Origin of the sequence: Bartonella krasnovii, assembly GCF_003606345.3 — a bacterium.
GTDB lineage: Bacteria > Pseudomonadota > Alphaproteobacteria > Rhizobiales > Rhizobiaceae > Bartonella > Bartonella krasnovii.
The window spans coordinates 1,483,616-1,502,866 of sequence record NZ_CP031844.2 but is presented as its reverse complement, the minus strand read 5'-3'; the positions used below and the strand labels follow the sequence as shown (position 1 = coordinate 1,502,866).

Here is a 19,251-nt window from a genome sequence, read left to right as displayed (position 1 = left end):
GACAAAAGAGAAACTTTCCGACTATTGATAATAAAAGGCAACAGGTATGTCATTGATTGTTTTGATCTGAACATCTATATCGTAAATATCTTTAAGAATTTCTGGTTGCATGATTTTTTTGGGCGTCCCACAATAGGCTGCTTTCCCATTTTTTAATGCTACAATCATATCTGAATAAGAAGAGGCAAAATTAATATCATGCATTACAATAAGAATGGTTTTTTTGAGTTCATCAGCTGTGCGGCGTAGCTGCTTCATCATAGAAACGGCATGTTTCATATCCAGATTGTTTAATGGTTCATCTAAGAGAAGATAATCGGTATCTTGACAGATGACCATGGCGATAAAAGCTCGTTGACGCTGCCCCCCAGAAAGCTCATCTAAAAAACGGTCTTTTAAATCTTGTAAGCCGAGATAGCGTAATGCACTGTCGATAAATTGTTTATCTTCATGTGTATACCAGCCTTTTGAATAAGGATAGCGACCAAAACTCACTAAATCGTACACGGTTAAACGGAAGGATAAAGGATTATCTTGACGTAAAATTGAGAGTTTTTGAGCCAAAATATCATAGGGCATTTTATCAATATCAAAACCGTCGATATTAATTGTGCCTTTGTCGTGTGGTAAAAGACGCCTTATCAACATCAAAAGAGTTGATTTTCCTGAACCATTAGGCCCAATAAGAGAAATAACTCCTCCTTTTGGAAGATGAAGACATAAATTATCGATAATCAATTGTGTTCCATAAGCCTTGGAAAGATGATTGATCTCAATCATTTTACTTTTCCCTTCATAAGTAACGTTAAGAAAACAATTCCTCCACAAAATTCAATGATAAAACTTAAACGTCCTGCTATGTGAAAAATTTGCTCTAAAATAAATTGTCCTCCCACCAAACAAATAATTGCTAATAATATTGCAATCGGTATAACAACACTGTGCTTTGCTTGAGGAGAAAGTTCATAGGAAAGGTTGGCAACTAACAATCCAAAAAAGGTGACGGGGCCTACTAAGGCCGTGGAAATAGAGACGAGAATGGAAACAAAAATAAGAATAGCTGTCGCACTTTTGTGGTAATTAATGCCAAGATTGAGAGCATTTTCACGTCCCAAAGCTAAAATATCAAGAAGATGACGTGAACGCCACCCAATTAAACTCAAAATGAAAATAATTATTGTGGCAAAGCTTATGAGAGACGTGTTAAATTTATTAAAATTTGCAAACATAATATCCGTTAAATTCATCATTTGGTCTGGGTTGAGCTGCAATTGCATAAACATTCGTAAACTGAAAAAAAAGCTGCCTAAAATAACACCTATCAAGAGCGTTAAGTGAAGTCCTTTTAAGCTTCCTGAAAAAAGCCAGCGAAAAATACTTATGGAAAAAAGAATGAGAATGAGTGATTCGAGAATGAGCTGTCCTTCTTCATTCAAAAAGGGTAAAGAAAGAGAGCCTACAAAATACATAAGGATAGTCTTTATTAAAATATACAGCTGATCAAATCCCATGATTGAAGGGGTGAGAAGACGGTTATTAACGATTGTTTGAAATAAAACCGTAGAAACGCTTATTGCGTAGGCGATAAGAAGCAGAGAAGAAAGTTTTGTAAGACGGAATTTCCACGTGTAAATATTAATATTCCATGTCATGTAAAGACTTATGACACTACACGCTATGATGATAAGCGTTGTGAATACACATATTGTTTTTTTTCTTCTATCCAAGACGCTTTCTCCAGCGTAAAAGCAGTATCATAAAAATAAAACTACCGATCACGCCCATTATAGTGCTGATGGGAATTTCAAGAGATGGATGAATAATTCGTCCTAAAAGATCACAAATCAAGACCAATCCTGCACCGCTGATGGCTACCCAAGGAGCGGTATAGCGCATATTGTCTCCCATGAAACTTGAAACAATATTTGGAATAATCAATCCAACAAAAGGAATACGGCCGACGGTACAGACGACAACAGCAGTGATTGCAGCAACAACAAAAAGACCAAAAAACATGACAACACGATAATTTAATCCAAGGTTATTGGTAAAATCTTCTCCTAAGCTTGCAACTGTAAAGCGATCAGCAGTAGAATAGGCTAGAAGACAAAGGGGAAGGGAGAGCCATAAAAGTTCATATTTCCCCTCAAGAATCATGGCAAAACTACCAAATAAGTAAGCTTGAAGAGAAGGAAGTAACATTTCATAATCTGCAATGGTATTGGTTAAAGAGCCTATAATATAGCTTAGCATAATCCCTGTAAGGGGTATAATAAGAGCTGATTTTAGAGGAATGCGGCGCAATAAAAACATAAAAAGTAAAGTGCCCATCATGGCAAAAAGTGCCGCAACGATCATTTTTCCTAAAACAGGAATATCGGGCAGAAAAATCATAATAAAAAGAATGCCAAGGGAAGCAGATTCAACGGTTCCAGCGGTTGATGGCTCGACAAAGCGATTACGTGTCAACAGTTGCATAATCATGCCTGAAAGTGCAAGCGATGCACCTACTAAAAGGATTGCAATAGTACGAGGAAGACGCGTTTGCCAAAAAATAAGCCATGCATGGGGATCGGCTGCGAAGAGATCAGAAGGTGTAACATCAGAATAACCAACAAAAATGCTGAGGATAGACAAGAAAATTAGAAGCGTTATGGTTATCCAATAATTCTTCACGTTAAACCATTTTCTTACAAAACTTAATAAAAAAACAAAGGTTGCTTCATAAACAACCTCTGTTTTTAAATTTTATTCATATCGCAAGCAAGCTTTATTTGCTCTTTGTAAATGCTTCATTGATCTGCTTAGCGGTTTCAAGGAGTCCTGTTAAACCACCACTTGCACGATACCAACTCCAAGAATCCAAATAAATAATTTGGTTTTGTTTACTGGCTGTTGTGCGGTGCACAAGCTCATTGTTGAGCAGTTGTGCTGCGGATAGTCCTTCGCGTCCAATTGCCACATCCCGATCAATTACCAACAACCAATCAGGATTTGTCTCAAGAATAAATTCTGGGGAAATGAGTTGCCCATGTTTTTGTACGGTGAGCTTATCGGTTGCAGGGGTAATTCCAAAAGCGGAATGAAAAATATCAAAGCGTGATTTTGGACCCAAAGCACTGATTTTTCCACCAGAGGTCATGAGGACGAGCCCTGTACCTTTTCCTTGGGTATTTTTACGGACTTCAGCTAAAGTTTCATTGAGTTTTGCAATTTCCTTTTCTGCTTCCTGTTCTTTGCTAAAAATTTTCCCAAGAATAGACACATTTCGTTTAATATCTTCAAGAGAATTTTCGTTTCCTACTGTTAAATCAATGGTTGGAGCAATTTTGGATAAATCGTTATACTTAGCTTGAGTTCGAGAAGAAATAATAATCAAATCCGGACGAAGAGTGGCAATTTTTTCATAATCCGGTTCAAAAAGAGTGCCTATTTTCTCATATTTTTCATCATTAAACTGTTGCAGATAAGATGGTTTTTTCCCTTCAGGAATACCAACAACCGCTTTGATGCCAAGGCGTTTCATATTATCAAGCGAGGCAAGATCAAACACAATAACTTTTTGCGGAGAAGCGGGAACAGAAGTTGTGCCTGAAACATGATTAATCGTTACATTTTTCTGAGTACTCGCATTTGCGACACTCATCTGTGTCCACAAAATCGTTGCAAAGCTCATTGCAACGAGTAAGACAGTGGTCACGCATTTCATATATTTTATCATCCTGATTTTATCCTTTTATCTGATATTACAAGGGTTTGTACACTTAAAAACTTAACTTAGACATTTTTATGTACAAAATGATGCAACAATAAATAACACTATGTTGTAAAGTTGACTAACATATGTTACAAACTGTTCACTTACCTCATTTTCACTTAATTCTAGTGTTTTTGCAACATTATTTAGAAAGTTTGACATATGATCAATGTAGTTAAAAATCGCGCACGTTTGTGTGCACTGACAACAAGTGCTTTCGTTTTTTTACAGGGGGCGGGTGCTTCTGTGGGGGCAAGTAGTTGGTTTTCGTCAGTCTCATCACTTGGAGGACTGACATCATATCTTCCTAGTATTCCTGGAGCTTCTTCTTTTCAGTCATTTCTGCCAACTAATGGAGGGACATCTGGGGATGAAGTAGCGCAACTACCTTCTCCTTCTCCATTGGTTGCTGGTCCTCAAGCAGGATCAGGTTCATATGGTGGTGTTCCTGGTGGTGTTCCTGGTGGTGCTCCTGGTGGTGTTCCTGGTGGTGTTCCTGGTGGTGTTCCTGGTGGTGTTCCTGGTGGTGTTCCTGGTGGTGCTCCTGGTGGTGCTCCTGGTGGTGTTACTGGTGGTGTTACTGCGCGTTGTACTTGGAGTAAAGAATCTCCAGCTAGCGCTCCTATTGTCTGTAATGATGGTGAGACACACACACTTGCAAAAAGTGAAGGTGAAGGTCAGCTTCAGCTTAAAACAGCGAGAAAATATGATTCTGCTATTTACGTAAGTGGCCCTTCGTCTACAGTTTTAAAAGTGTCTGGAGTATCTATTTTGGCTGAGGATGGAGCTGGGGGGCGAAGTGATGTTAACCACATTGAAAATAGGCAAGTTCAGATGGGAGGGATGGGTTCTGTTTTTGTGGATGGTAAGGATGAACTTGGCGCTCAGATTAATTTGACAGATTCAAGTGTTCAGGGATTTGTGTTTGGGCTTGGAGCTTCTCGTCTTGGAAAGATTTCTATGTCTGGTGGTTTTCTCGAAAATGATTATGTGGAGGCAGTGGCTTCAGAGGGGGGGGCTATTCTTTTGAGTGATACGTCTGTTAGCGTGAAGACAATTGGTTTGTGGAGTGATTCTAAATCTTTAGTATCGATGCAAGGAGGGAATCTTGGATTTCATGACAATGGAGTAGGGGTTATCTCTTCAGAGATGGGGATTGTTTTATTAGATAGAGTTAAAATTAACGAAGCTTCCAAATCCCAATCAAGGAATCCAAGGCAGATAGGATCTACGCAAGTTGATTCTACTCAGAGGCAAGGTTCTGAAGTTGTGGATGGGCTTGATGATCACGAAGATTTGATTCAGGATATTGGGCGTACTGTTTTGATGTCACGTGGAGGTTATATTTCGTTTAATAATGGGAACGTTAATATTCCCAATGCTGCTTTTTTGCAGATCGGCGCGAAGCTCCAAAATGATTTTGATCAAAATATTGAAGAGTATATCGGGACCCTCTCCTCAAATTCTCAGGATTCTAAAGATTCTGAAGCTGTGGAACGTCTTAAAAATATCAATGGTATTTTTGGTAATATCGATGCTGGTTTTTTACGGGTTGCTGCGAAGGTCGAAGATGGATTTGAAAAAACTATTGGAAAGGGTGGTTTCAAACAAATTGTTGGAAATGGCGGCTTCATATACTTTAAACCTTCTGAGAGATCTGATCTTTCTTCCTCTCTTCCTCTCGTAGATCCCGATGTTCTTTCCAAAATTAGTAGTAAAGAAGGTGATGATAACTTTGCCCGAGTTTTGAATGGAGTTGCTTCCGATCTGTTTAATATTATGAATCAGAAAAAGGAATTTTTGGGCTCTAAAGCATTGTTTGGTTCTTTAAATTTAGATGCTACTATAAAATCTTCATTTATTGTGGTGCCTGGTAAGAGGTCTTATGGTATATATTTTGATAATACAGTTGGAATACAACACCGCAATGTGCTTGAAAAACCGCAAAGTAAGAGAGAACCAAGTGATGAAAATGAAGAGTTACATGCAGTTCTTTTACAAAATACTCATCTTCGAGTCCCTGAGGGTATAGCTGTTTATAGCAATGGTTTTAGTGCTGATGTTTTTGTACAAGATAAATCGACGGTTGCGGGTAGGCTTTTGTTAAAAGCTGAAGAATCTGCTGATCTATCACTTTTCGTCCACAACTCTGTCATCTCTGGCGCTACTCGTTTTGATGAGGATTCTCATGCGAGGATTTTTTTATCTAATGGATCACGATGGTCGGTAGTAAAAGGTTTAGAAGGTACAGATCCGCATTGTATAGATTCATGTATTTCATCTGTAATTCTTAAAGATAGTAGTATTATGTTTTCTCCTCCAAGAAGACATGTAAGTAGTAGAGAAAATCAAAGTAGCGGTACTGTCACTAAGTATCGAACTCTTCGCATTGGAGAAGGAAAAGGCACTGTTTACAGCGCTGAGGGGGATTCTGTAATTCAATTCAATGTCGATGTATCTGGTACAAATAGTGGTCAAATTTCTGATAGGCTGTTGATTCATGGTGATGTTTCTGGAATAACTAAGGTGAAGGTGAAGGCTCACACAGTAGGTTGGCATAGGGATCCTCAAAATAAGTATAGTATTCCACTTATTCAAGTTGTTGGAAGGGCGGAAAGTAACTCTTTTAGTTTAGACGATGATAGATTCATTAGTAAAAAAAATTATGTTACGCTTGGAACTCCTTATCAGTATGTTCTTCGTGCTTATCATTCAGATTATCCTCCAGCTTCTATAACTTCTACGGATTCCCCAGATTCTTCTGTTAAAATACAACCTTTTGATACAAGCTTGATGGAAGGAGCTCGCCAGATTTGGGACTTTCGTTTAGAAGATGCAAGATTGCCTTTTAGAACAAGTACAAGATTGCCTGTTAGAACAAGAGTTGGTAGTGCTGACGTAGCTTCTGGGGACTTGCAATCTTCTGATCTTTCAAGAGTTCAAGCAACGGGAGCTGAGAGAGGTGATCTTCCTGCAACCGAAAATGCTTCATCTGATACTCCTGCAGTATCTGGAAATCCTGAAACTGAAGAACCTAATCGAGGTGTTAATTCTGGTGCAGCTGGGAATCCTGCATCACTTGGGAGGTCTGACAGTGAGTCTGATATGGATTTAACTCCTGTATCTGGTGAAGCTTCCGGCATAAATTCTGGTCCTACAGGAGGTGTTCCATCTACTTCAATAGGGGAAGGGGAGAGTAATATACTTGTTGGTGAACAGGACAGAGATGATTCTTCTTATATTCAGGGCCTAGGTGATGGGTATTCGAGTTATGATGGGCTAGAAACAAGCGATGGGGTAGATATTTACCGTCTTGTTAACCCGAGTCCACCTAGGGGTCATGAAGTAGAGTATACAATAGAAGGAGGGTTAGAAGGGGAGTCGTCTGTAACAACAGATAGAAATGGAGATAGTGGTGATACCGTTACGGATACGGAATTAACTACGCCTCAGACTGTTGAGAGTTCTGTTCCTTCTCCTACTACATCTTCTGGTGATTCTGATATGTCTCAGGAAGGGGCAACTAGTGAGCCTGTGGGATCTGAAACATCTGAAACAGTAACTACTTCTGCTACTACGCCTCTTGTACCTTCTGCTGCATCTGCTGGTCGTGCGAGATCTGGGGCGTCTGATACTATCCTATATACTTTATCGGGTACATATCCTTCATTTAGAAGTAGAAATTTGCTAAGTATACCTTCAGGAACTGGTTCAGCTGCGAGATCTGATTCAGGTGAGACTTCGGTGATATCGACAGATGGGATTTCTGTATCATCTGGGCGTACTATATCGAATAGTCTTCCATCTATAAAATCAGCAGCTTCCGTGAGATCTTCTGCTTCTGAGGTTTCTGAGAAATCTGTTTCACCTTCTAATAGGGTTAACCCCTCTGCTTCTGAGAAGTCTGTTGCACTTTCTAGTGAGATTAAATCTTCTACATCCTCTAATGGACCTGTTGGGCGTATTCTTTCGGCTAATAGTGCTGCTGAGGCAGCTGTTTCTTCTACGTGTGTTGATATGCAGAAGAATGGTGAGAGTGGGTCGCAGACTTCTTATTTGTGTAGTGATGGCCAATCTCATACAATAACAGGTAAGATACTGAAGGCAAGTGATAACACCCAGCATTCTATGCATGCAAAGAGTCCAAGTACAGTTATTAAGCTAGATACTGCCACCATTATTGGAGCAGGGGATGATAATAAGAATAATATTGATCTTACGACATTACAGGCTATTAGTGCTGTGCTTGCGGAAGAAAAAGCAGAGGTTGTTTTGGATAAGAAGTCAATAATTCAATCTTCTGTGATTGGGCTTGAAGCTAAAGGCGGTGGAAAAGTTAAGATGACTGATGGAACGGTCAGTGCTCGTTATGTAGGGGCTTTGGCAGATTCTGGATCATCTATTGATTTGAAAGACACGAAAATTAACCTGACTGGGGCTTTGGCTGTCGCTGGGTTGGCAAGTAAAGGCGGTACGATAACCATGAACTCTGGGGTCATCACTCAGGCAAAGGGCGTGGCTGTGAGGTCTGAATCTGGCGGTAGCGTTAAGTTAGACAAAGTTGACATTACTGTGAAAAAAGAAGCAGAAAAGTCAGATTCTGAAGAGAATTTTGGACGTGCAGCATTTCTGTTAAATGATAATGCTTCTATTGATTTTAAGAATGGAAATGTTGTTACGGATGCTCATGTTTTGTGGGTTATGAATTCTGGTGATGCGGATGTGGTTGAAAAGAGTTCTTCTAGAATAAGGAGATCTTCTGAGGTTCGTCCTGCCGTGAATCAGGAGAAACGTCCTGCTATGAATCACGCGAATATTGAGTCTTCTACTATTAAAGTGGAAGGCGATGGGGCTTATGGGATATACTTTGATGGAGTAACACAAAAAGAAGGTTCTAGACAAGAAAGTGTGGTTAAGCAAAGTGCTGTATCCCAACAGGAGAAAACGCCTATACATGTAACAGGGGCAATTTCATTGAAAAAAACTAACTTTGAAGTCGCAAAGGGTATAGCAATCTATGGTAATAATTCTGGTGGTCATGTCTCATTAGCAAATAAAACAACACTTGCTGGTGACTTGTTGTTGAAGGCTGAGAATAATTCTAATATATCGGTTTCAATCGATAATTCTATTGTTAAAGGTGGTGTCCGCGTTAATAAAGATTCTTATGCAAAATTAGACTTGATTAACGGATCAGAATGGATTCTCAAAAGAAGTACGCAGAAGGATTTGGGTACACCAGATTCGAGGTGTGTAGATTCATGCGTTTCTTCTGTAAGGCTTGTAAATAGTGCTATTGATTTTGCATCTCCGGAATCTGGAGAAAAATATCAAACTCTCCATATTGGAAATGGAAAAGGCACAGTTTATGAGGTGCAGGGTGATGTTGTCATTCATCTCAATGCACGCTTAAATCCTCATGATTCAAGTAGTCAGCAAGTAACGGATCAACTTGTCATTCATGGTGATGTATCTGGAAAAACAAAAATACATGTACGAGGTGAGGCGGGCAATGTAGGAAATGGTCAAAAAAATGCCAAGATTGCTCACAGCGTTTCAGTTATTCAGGTTTATGGTCAAGCAGAGAAAGATTCTTTCCAACTCGATGGCGATTATGTTGCGCTGAGGAATTCACCTTACAAGTACACTCTTCGTTCTTATAGTCCAGAAGTAACTTCAGCAGAGCAGCATGTTCAGCAAAAATTTGTTAAGGATGGTGGAGCGTTTTGGAATTTCCGTCTAGAAAATCAGTATGTTAAGTCTGCTGGATCTGCTGCCCTTTCGGAGCGATTTGTTAGGTCTGTTGTTCCACAGGTACCAACTTATCTCGTCTTGCCTAATAGCGTATTCCATACTGGTTTGATGGATATTAACAATCAAAACAAACAGCTGGAGACTTTGCGGATGACTTCTACGGGAATGGTAGAGGTTCGTGAAAATCCTGCTTTATATTTACGCGGCTATGGTGGAAGTTACCGTTATGCTTCAGATTTATCTGCACTTGAATATGGTTATGACGGTGATCTTGACTATCGTGGTGTAGAGGCGGGTGTGCTGCTGAAAACTATTGAAAACACTGATAGTGCTTTATCCTTTGGGGTTATGGGAACGTATGGAAAACTTTCTCTGAAACCTTTAGATGTTGAGCAAAGTCAAAAGAGTGCATTTGATAAATGGACTGCTACGGTATATGGCAGTATGCAGCATAATGTAGGCTTCTATGTCGATGGTCTTTTATCTTATGGTCTGTTCAAAGGTGATGTTCTCACTCTTGCACGAGGTAAGACAGCAACATTGAAAGGTAATCCTTTGAATGTTTCTTTGGTCGGTGGCCAGACAATTGCGACAGGGTATAAAGGCTTTGTCTTTGATCCGCAGGTTCAGGTTGTGTATCAACACCTCCAATTTAATAAGGCCCGCGATATTGACAATTTTGATATTGAAATGGGTAACCTTGATCAATGGGTGGCACGTGTTGGTGGACGCTTAACCAAGAATCCTACAGGTTCTGAGGGCGTAAATGCTGTTGCTTTCTATGGTAAGCTTTATCTTGCTCATGGTTTTGGAGAAAAACAGTCTGTGCACTTCAGCGATTCTTTCAAGTTAGGGGCGTTTGGTTCTTCACTAGAGGCTGGGGTAGGGTTTAATGCCAAATTGTTGCCACAGTTTTCTCTGCATGCTGATATTCTTTATCAACATAAGCTTAATAAGGCTGGTTTTTCTGGAGCAAGTTTCTCCGGAGGCGTGCGCTATCAGTTCTAATATAAGGTACAAGGTGTACTTTTTAAAAAAGGCAGCACAGTGTGCTGCCTTTTTTCTTTATAACAATTTGTATTGCTCTTAAAAGATTCTCGTCTTTTTAATATGAATAGAAAAGATAACACTTATTGCGCACACGAGCGCGTTTTTCTACGCTAAAGTGAATTTTCTTAACACTTTTGCTGCTGATGATGCGATAGAGTGCCCCATTTGTATGGGCTTTTAAAATATTCAGGAGCCCAGTCTGTGTTATGTTATCTTTTTAAGTTCTGTATTTGATATTATCTAATATAATATTTGATGCTTTTTAAAGCTCGTTTTTGAGCGCTTTTTTCACTGATTTAAATCATTTTTTCATTCGTTTTGTTGTGGAGTATTTTCTAAAACTATACAAGGATAAATTGTTTTTTTAATTAATTACACGTACTGATTTCATTTTTTCTTTACACGAAATACAGAATGCATTATACACCTATAAATTGTGTTTTTATAATTATTCTCTTATAGATGGTTTTGCACCTAGAGCTTCTGCCAAGTTTATAGGGATAATTCATTACACAATTCAAATGAGCATGAGAGACATGTCTTTTGTACAGCTTTTGTATGTTGAAGTGGTGCAATGGGATGTTTTGTGAGTGCTTTTATTTTTAATGAGAGGGGAAGGAAAGTTTCGAGGGAACTATGATTAAAGTGTTTAGAAATCATGTATGTTTATGTGCTTGTACAACAGCTATCCTTTCTTTTATACAAAATGAAATAGTGATTGCTGCAAGTGTAGAGGAACGTCTTAATAGGTCTTCTTATGGTATTAGCGTTAGCGGTATCGAGGCTGATATTTATGTCCTCCCACTTGTTCCGCCCATTTCAAACAGAAACTATCTTATCAGTGGTGTTGAGGGGCGTCCTATTATTCCTCCTCGTATAAGTGGTGTTGAGCCCCCCCCCCCTATCAGTGCTCTTCCTAATGATAATGTTATCAGGGGGAGGGGTGTCTATAGTGGTCATCTTAGCGGAAGTAATGTGCATAAGCTTCCTCTTAAGGGAGAGAGTGGGGATAAATATTCTCCTCCTAATCATAAGATTAATATTGGCAATAACGATGAGGGTATTCGTGGCGGGAGTGATTATCGTAAGTTGAGTGGACTGGATGGAGAGAATGGACGACAGGAAAATATAGATAACTCTGTTAAAGATGCAGACTCTGATAAAAGAGGTATAAAGCCTGGATTTTATTACTATAGTGGATTGTATTATATATGTGATAATTGTGGGGAAGCTAGAATTGATAATAAATCTTATAAGATTACGAATGAAAATGCTTCCAACTATCCTGCTGAGCCGACGGCCATAACGGTAAAGCAGAGAGGGACTAGAGTTGAGGGAAAAAATGTAACGGTTAGCAGTGACGTTCTTGGTCGATCTTTTTTGCGTGGGGTCGCTGTATCAGATAATGGAAAGATTGTTTTGATAAACCCTACGCTTCAAAATACAAAGTTAGCTCTTTTTGCGAACGACGGCATTATTGAGATCAAACAAGGGCGTATAGAGGAGAGTGATAGGGCTGTTGAAGCAATAGGACATTCATTGGTTATTTTAGAGAATACAAACATTAACACGAGCGGTGGACCAACAAGCCTCTTAAGTTATAGTGGGGCAGAGATCGGGGTGGAAGGTGGCAAGATTAACTTTGCGGACAGTCATGGTATTTCTGCAATATTAGGGGGGAAAGTCTTTCTTGATGGTGTTACTGTTACTGGAAAGGGAAAAAAAGGCGAAAATCATGCGGTCTTTTTAATGGATGAAGGGGGAGAGGTTAAGTTTAAAGGGGGGAATATTAAAGCTGAGGGCATGCATGGTATATTGTTAAGAAATTCGCTCAAGCCTTTATACTCTGCACAAGAGCGATCTGAAGAAAAATCTGATACCGAAGATGACGTTGGGGATTTATCGAATAACTTTTATGTAACTGAGGCTAATTTTAAGTCTTCCTCTGTTACCGTAAAGGGTGCAGGATCTTATGGTATCTATTTTCAGGGAGAAAAACCATGGAGCGAAGGTGGGGATAAAAAGGAAGAGATTTCATTAGAGGATGAAAAGGTACCACCACGATTAGAAGTTGTTAATTTTGATACAACAGAGTTTTCTGTTTTAGACGATACGGCTCTTTATGGTGAAAATGTTATTTCTGGTGCAGTGAGTTTGATGAAAAGCACGCTTCGTTCAGGAGATTTTTTATTAAAAGCTAAGAGAGGGGCTTCTATAACGGTTTTAGCTGATGGTTCTACTCTTGAAGGTCGCACATACGTTGATAAAGATTCTAATGGTGAACTTTATTTGGGAGGCGGTTCTACGTGGATTTTACAACAAAAGCCGCAGAGGGATCAACAGGAGGATGCAAGTAACTCTTCTATTTCTCTCGTTAGTCTTATGGGCAAGAGCTCTATTCATTTTAAAAGACAAGAATCTTCTTCTGGTGATGATTATCAAACCCTCCGTATTGGAAAGGGAAAGGGTGAAGTTTATAAAGCACGGGACGGGGCCTCTATTTTTCTTCATAGCTATCTGGATAAAGGGGGGGCTCTTGGTCAGCAAAAGACGGATCGTGTTTTAATTCATGGTGATGTTTCGGGAAAAACAATGCTCCGTGTGCATGCTGTTGCAGGAAGTCCAGGAGGATATACGGGAAGGGGGGGAAATGAGGAAGGTATTTCAGTCATTCAAGTTTCTGGAGAAGCAAAGCAAGATTCTTTTCAGTTAGAAGGGGGGTATGTCGCGTTAGGCGAATTACCTTATCAGTATAAGCTTTATGGTTATGGTCCCGGATCTCGTTTAGGAAAAGCAAGTGCCAATCAAAGATTAGTTGAAGGGAGCGGAGAGTTTTGGGACTTCCGTCTTGAAAGTCAATCGGTAGATCCTGATGTAAAACCTCAACCAGATCCTCGTCCAACGCCTCCTCCAGGACCGGCTCCGGAGCCTCGTCCTAAGCCTGGCGTTAAGGCTGTTGTTCCGCAGGTTCCGACTTATCTCCTTTTGCCTAATGCTTTACGTCATCTTGGTTTGATGAATGTTAGCAATCAAAATCAACGATTAGAAGCTTTGCGAATTGCTTCTGGTGGTTTGTTAGAAAATCGCGAAAAACCTCTCTTTTTTGTGCGCGGCTATGGCGGCAATCATCGTTATACTTCAAATCTTTCTGCGCTTGAATATGGTTATGGCGGTGAGCTTGATTATAATGCTGTAGAGGCAGGTGTTTTACTAAAAGCAATTGAAAATATGTATGGGACCACTTCTTTTGGAATTATCGGGTCTTATGAGAGATTTTCTTTGCAACCTTTGAATGTTGAACAGAGTCAAAAAAGCACATTTAATAAATGGTCAGTTGCAGCATATGGCGGTATGCAGCATGAGGCAGGTTTTTACGTTGATGGCCTTGTGTCTTATGGTTTGTTTAAGGGGGATGTTCTAACAACAGCACGAGGCAAAACGGCAACATTAAAGGGAAATCCTTTAAGTGCTTCATTGACAGCTGGTAAAACATTTATGGTGGGAGAGGACGGTTTTGTTTTTGATCCACAAGTTCAGGTTGTTTATCAATATCTTCAATTTAATAAAGTGCGTGATGTGGACGACTTTGATATTGATTTAGGAAAGCTTCATCAGTGGGTAGGGCGTGTTGGAGGGCGTTTAACAAAAATGCTGGTTGCCACTGATGAGTCTCAAGTTGTTTCTTTCTATGGCAAGATTCATCTTTCTCATGGTTTTGAAGGAAAACAGTTTGTGCACTTTAAAGATGCTTTTCAGCTAGGTGCTTTTGGTTCTTCATTAGAAACTGGATTAGGTTTTAATGCCCAATTATCACCCAATTTTGCGATTCATGGTGATTTGGTTTATCAGCATAAGCTCACGAAAGCTGGTTTTTCTGGAACGAGTTTTTCTGGTGGACTGCGTTATCATTTCTAGTATTGTTACTTAACTTTTGTTTAATCTTTGAAAAGCCACAAGTTACGCTTGTGGCTTTTTTATTCTCTATTCATTTTGTTGTTATAGTCTTTTATAGAGTATGAGCTTTGCATCTCTTTAATATGCTTTGTGGCTGGATTTCTTTTATTTTCTTGAAAAATTGAAAAAAATTGCACGTTATCGTTTTAAAACGCGTATTACAGGATTTTTTTCATATTATTTATAATATGCTGACTGATAAAGATATTTTTTAATTGAGAATGCTAGAAATATTTTCAATGCTCTTGAATCCATAAAAAAGCTGTCGTTTGCATGGGGAGGATTGGCAAGTGGATAAAAAGTCATTGAAGAAAAGACGTCAATATCGCTTTGTGAATTCTATTAAGAGGAAAGAAGTGATACCATTAAAGTTGGTAAAGGATACAGCTCAAGGGTAAAGAGGGCTGTATTCAATCAACTTTATATTTTTGCTGCTGTTGTAAAATGGGGGTAAAAGAAATGAGAGAGATATTTAAGAAAACTGGTGAATGAGAAACATAATATTGTTTTTTAGGAAATGTGTTGTCTTAAAAGGAATACGATAAATAACAGGATGAAGTTATGTGGAATCTTCATTTTTTAAAGACTAGGAGTTTGGATGCTTTTGAATCTTGTAAAGTTGTGTTGAAAGAAACGGTAAGAATAGGAATTGATTTTGATTTTTATACATTCCTATTCTAAATTAGGCTTTCTTGCCATGAAGATTATTTAGCAACAGATGTGTGTTCCTTTTATTTCCTAATTTGGACATATGTTCTTTTCTACTTACAGAATGCTTATCCTCTTAATAGAATATTGATCATAAAGATGTTGGCTATATTTGCTTTGGTATTGATTAGGTAACATTTAAAGGGAAGCATCTAATGCATGCAAACCGATTAAAATCGTTTTTGCAGAGAGCAGCTTTAGAGATGATGTTTGTTTTGTTTTTCAGCTCTATTTTATAATTTTTTTGTAAAAATGACAGAGCTAGATTGTATTTTTTAGTCCTTTTCTAATTCCATATTTACATAAAACACAAAAAATATTAATAAACTACACACATCAAATCAAAACGTATTAAATTTTCTTTTGGTTAAACTTTTTAATACGTTATGTATTCTCTATAAGTAAGGGGGGAAAAATTATGGTGGAATTATGGCTGGTCTATTAAAAAATCGTTTCTCCTTATGTACTTTCACGACAGCACTTCTTTTTTTGACACATCATATTGATGGTTTTGCGCATAATGCTGAATCTCAAGTTCTCTCTGGGAAAAAGAAGTTTTCATGTGATCAAAATGCAGCGTTTTATCAGTGTGATGATGGTGAAGCGCATGAAATTAATAATAAAGTTTATTCGCTCACAGATCAAAATGCTCATGGTGTTCATGGAGCTATAGAGGCGTCTAAGGCAAATACATCTCTTCGTGGAAAGAATATAACTGTTAAGGGTATTGGAGATGAAAAGAACAATTCGGAAAAGAAACTTTGGAAATATGGCGTAAAGGTATCAGAAAAGGCGGGAGTTTCTCTGTCCGATTCCACGTTGAGTGGGGTTTTAGTGGGCGTTGAATCTCAAGGTGGCTTAATTGCAATATCTGGTGGATCGATTGATGCAATTAATGTAGGGGCTTTGGCAGGAGGAAAATTTCAAAGTTCAGTTTATTTAACAAATACTCAAGTGAATTTCGGTGATTTGGGGGTTAAAGCAGGAGAAAAAGGAGTCCTTATTTTAGAGGGTGTCTCTATGAGCGGTAAGGGGGGGGCTAGCAAAGGGGGACAAGGGAAAAATGCGGATCATCAGGGTGATAACGCTGCTTTTCATATATCTGGAAATGGTTATGTTCAGTTTGTAAAAGGTTCTGTTAATGTGAGTGATGCCCATGGGCTTTTATTGCTGGGAAATAAAGGTCCTCAGATTGATATTGGAGATTCCAATATCACAGTGAAAGGGAATGCATTTCACGGTATGCACTTTGAAGGGCAGGGAGCATCAGAAGGGCAGGGAGCAAAAGCACGCGTTGATTTGAAAAAGACGCGTTTTGTCGTTCCAGAGAGTATAGCTCTTTACAGCAGTAAATCTGGGAAGTCTGAAATATCTTTAAAGGATACAAAGCTTTTTGGGGATTTGTTGCTGAAGGCTGAAGGAGGCTCTTCTATAAAGGTTACCACTAATGCTTCTGCACTTGTTGGTCAAACTCAGATTGATAACAGCTCTATAGCTGATCTTATCTTGAAAAATAATTCACAGTGGGCTTTGTTGCGACCAAGACATAAAAATTTACAAGACCCTGACTATAGAGATGTTTCATTTATTTCATCGGTTAATCTTGTTAACAGTTCTATTGTTTTTGAAAAGCCAAAATCCAGCACTGCTCATACCTATCAAACGCTTTATATTGGAAAAGGAAGCGGTGTTGTTTATCAGGCATCAGGTGATGCTTGGATTCATTTGAATGCACGTTTAAATCCTCATGATACAAGTAACAATCAAGTAACGGATCGGCTCCTCATTCATGGTGATGTTAGCGGAAAAACTATAGTAAACATACAAGGGGTTGCTGGAGGTTTAGAAGAAAAAAACGGAAAAGCGCATAGCGTTTCAATTATTCAAGTTTATGGCAACGCGTGGTCTGACTCTTTTCAACTGAATGGACAGTATGTTGCATTGGATGGCGCGCCTTATAAATATGTCCTTCGTTCTTATAGCCCAAAGGCGACTGGAGGGGAAGAACATGTTAAACAGCGATTTGCTCAAAATGGAGGAGCGTTTTGGAATTTTCGTTTAGAAAACGAATATGTTCAAACATCTACTGATTATAGAGATACTCCTAGAGTTTCTAAACGGACACCTCCTACACGTGCTTCTTTTGAGGATGTTGTTCCAGCGTCTTCAGGGGATGTTGTTCCGGCGTCTTCTGGGGGTGTTGTTCCGGCGTCTTCTGGGGGTGTTGTTCCGGTATCTTCTGAGGGTGTTGTTTCGGCGTCTTCTGGGGGTGTTGTTCCGGTGTCTTCAGCAGATAGTTTTTCTAAGGTTGAAACTGTTTCTCTATCTGGGAGCGGTGTAAGATCGGTTGTTCCGCAGGTACCAACTTATCTCATTTTGCCCAATAGTTTGTTCCATGCTGGTTTGATAGATATCAGCAACCAAAATAAGCAGTTGGAGGTACAGCGTGCTCATCCTCATGAAACGTTAGAAAATCGCGAAAATCCTGCTTCATTTTTGCGAGGTTATGGGGGGAGTTATCGTTATACTTCAGATTTGTCTGCACTTGAATATGGTTATGGAGGTGATCTAGGGTACTATGCCCTAGAGGCGGGTGTTTTGCTACAAAAAATTGAAAATGTTGAGAGTGTCGTATCCTTTGGGGTTATGGGATCATACGGAAAGCTTTCTCTGCAACCTTTGGATGTTGAACAAAGTCAAAAAAGTACATTTGATAAATGGACTGCTACAGTCTATGGTAGTTTGCAGCATGATACAGGATTTTATGTCGATGGTCTTGTATCTTATGGTTTGTTTCAGGGTGATGTTGTGACAACTGTACGGGGTAAGACAGCAACATTGAAGGGGAATCCTTTAAGTGTTTCCTTGATGAGTGGTCAGAAAATTGCCACAGGATATGAAGGTGTTGTTTTTGTTCCACAAGTGCAGGTTGTCTATCAATATCTTCAGTTTAATGAAGCGCGTGATATTGATCATTTTAATATTGAGATGGATAAGCTTGATCAGTGGGTAGTGCGTGTTGGTGGACGTTTGATGAAGACACTTTCTGCGCCTGAAAAGGATCGTGACGTTTCTTTCTATGGTAAGATTCATTTTGCTCATGATTTTGGCAAAGAAAGATCTGTGCGTTTTAAAGATTCTTTCCAGTTGGGTGCTTTTGGTTCTTCTCTAGAGGCGGGGTTGGGGCTTAATGCTCACTTGTCTCAAAAATTCGTGCTTCATGGTGATTTGGTTTATCAGCATAAGTTGAGCAAAGGTGGTTTTTCTGGAATTAGTTTTTCTGGTGGATTACGCTATCGTTTTTAGGATGATCGCCTTTGGGGTTAATTAAAAAAAACCACAAGTATTGCTTGTGGTTTTTTTATTATCATTTTGTTTGCAACTTTGAAGATAAGCTTTTTAAAAGAATGTTTTTTGTGTAAGAAAATTTGTTTCTTTTTAGAAACGAGATAAGGCTTTATGGGGCTCAATTTTTGTTTTTTATGCTGTTTTCTTCTATGCAAGATACTGACTTATAATAATAATTGATTGTTTTTTATCTTAGATGAGAAACACAAAATATCGTGGGATTCTCTTATTTCAAATCTGTTCTATATTGAATCGATCAAAACCATTCGTTTACACATTACAAGTGGGGAAAGTCGTGTGAATAAAACTGGATAAGAGAGAAGTCAAAATATCTCTTCTGAACTGTCTTAAGAGTCCAAGAGCTGTTATAACATTTTAGGATTGATAAAGTAGGATGGTGTCGGTTTACTTATTCATAAGTGTAAAAACGGGATGCCAACGAATTTAACATTATACTCTTCACGGGCGCTATCGCAAAATGAGCTTCGATGTGTTGAGAGATGTGTTTTTAAAACAAGCATGTGATTGGCAACATATCTGTATTCTGTTTGGAGGGGGCTATTTGACATGATGATTGTGATTTTCTTAGAGAGCGCGATAAACATAAAGTTGTGAGGCAATACGGCATCTCCTTTTTTGTCAATTTACAAATTTTTTTGAGATCACTGTTTTGGAATGCG

Annotated in this window: 7 protein-coding genes; 3 read left to right on the top strand and 4 right to left on the bottom strand. The window is 38.9% G+C overall.

Annotation, left to right across the window (positions count from 1 at the left end):
* Positions 1-21: 21 nt before the first annotated feature.
* The 4 genes from D1092_RS06380 to D1092_RS06365 form a co-directional block, all read right to left on the bottom strand.
* Positions 22-780 (bottom strand): iron ABC transporter ATP-binding protein, encoded by a 759-nt coding sequence (locus D1092_RS06380; RefSeq protein ID WP_120122669.1) that lies wholly within the window; start codon positions 778-780, stop codon positions 22-24.
* Complete coding sequence (locus tag D1092_RS06375; protein WP_120122668.1) at positions 777-1,727, bottom strand: iron chelate uptake ABC transporter family permease subunit; 951 nt, start codon at positions 1,725-1,727, stop codon at positions 777-779. Before D1092_RS06375 ends, D1092_RS06380 begins: the two co-directional genes overlap by 4 nt.
* Entirely contained in the window at positions 1,720-2,676 is a 957-nt protein-coding gene (locus D1092_RS06370; protein ID WP_120122667.1) for an ABC transporter permease, read from the bottom strand. Before D1092_RS06370 ends, D1092_RS06375 begins: the two co-directional genes overlap by 8 nt.
* A 94-nt stretch (positions 2,677-2,770) precedes the next feature.
* Positions 2,771-3,721 (bottom strand): siderophore ABC transporter substrate-binding protein, encoded by a 951-nt coding sequence (locus D1092_RS06365; protein WP_120122666.1) that lies wholly within the window; start codon positions 3,719-3,721, stop codon positions 2,771-2,773.
* Positions 3,722-3,919: 198 nt separating this feature from the next.
* Between D1092_RS06365 and D1092_RS06355 the strand changes: the two genes are divergently transcribed.
* The 3 genes from D1092_RS06355 to D1092_RS06345 all read left to right on the top strand — a co-directional run bounded on the left by D1092_RS06355 (position 3,920) and on the right by D1092_RS06345 (position 18,529).
* The gene (locus D1092_RS06355; protein ID WP_241864375.1) at positions 3,920-10,519 is read left to right on the top strand and encodes an autotransporter family protein; all 6,600 of its coding nucleotides are present in this window, start codon (positions 3,920-3,922) and stop codon (positions 10,517-10,519) included.
* 678 nt (positions 10,520-11,197) lie between these two features.
* On the top strand, positions 11,198-14,476 hold the full coding sequence (locus tag D1092_RS06350) for an autotransporter outer membrane beta-barrel domain-containing protein (RefSeq protein ID WP_120122663.1): 3,279 nt from the start codon (positions 11,198-11,200) through the stop codon (positions 14,474-14,476).
* Between the two features lie 1,176 nt (positions 14,477-15,652).
* A complete protein-coding gene (locus tag D1092_RS06345; RefSeq protein ID WP_120122662.1) occupies positions 15,653-18,529 on the top strand; it encodes an autotransporter outer membrane beta-barrel domain-containing protein in 2,877 nt (958 codons plus the stop codon).
* The last annotated feature ends 722 nt before the right edge of the window (positions 18,530-19,251 follow it).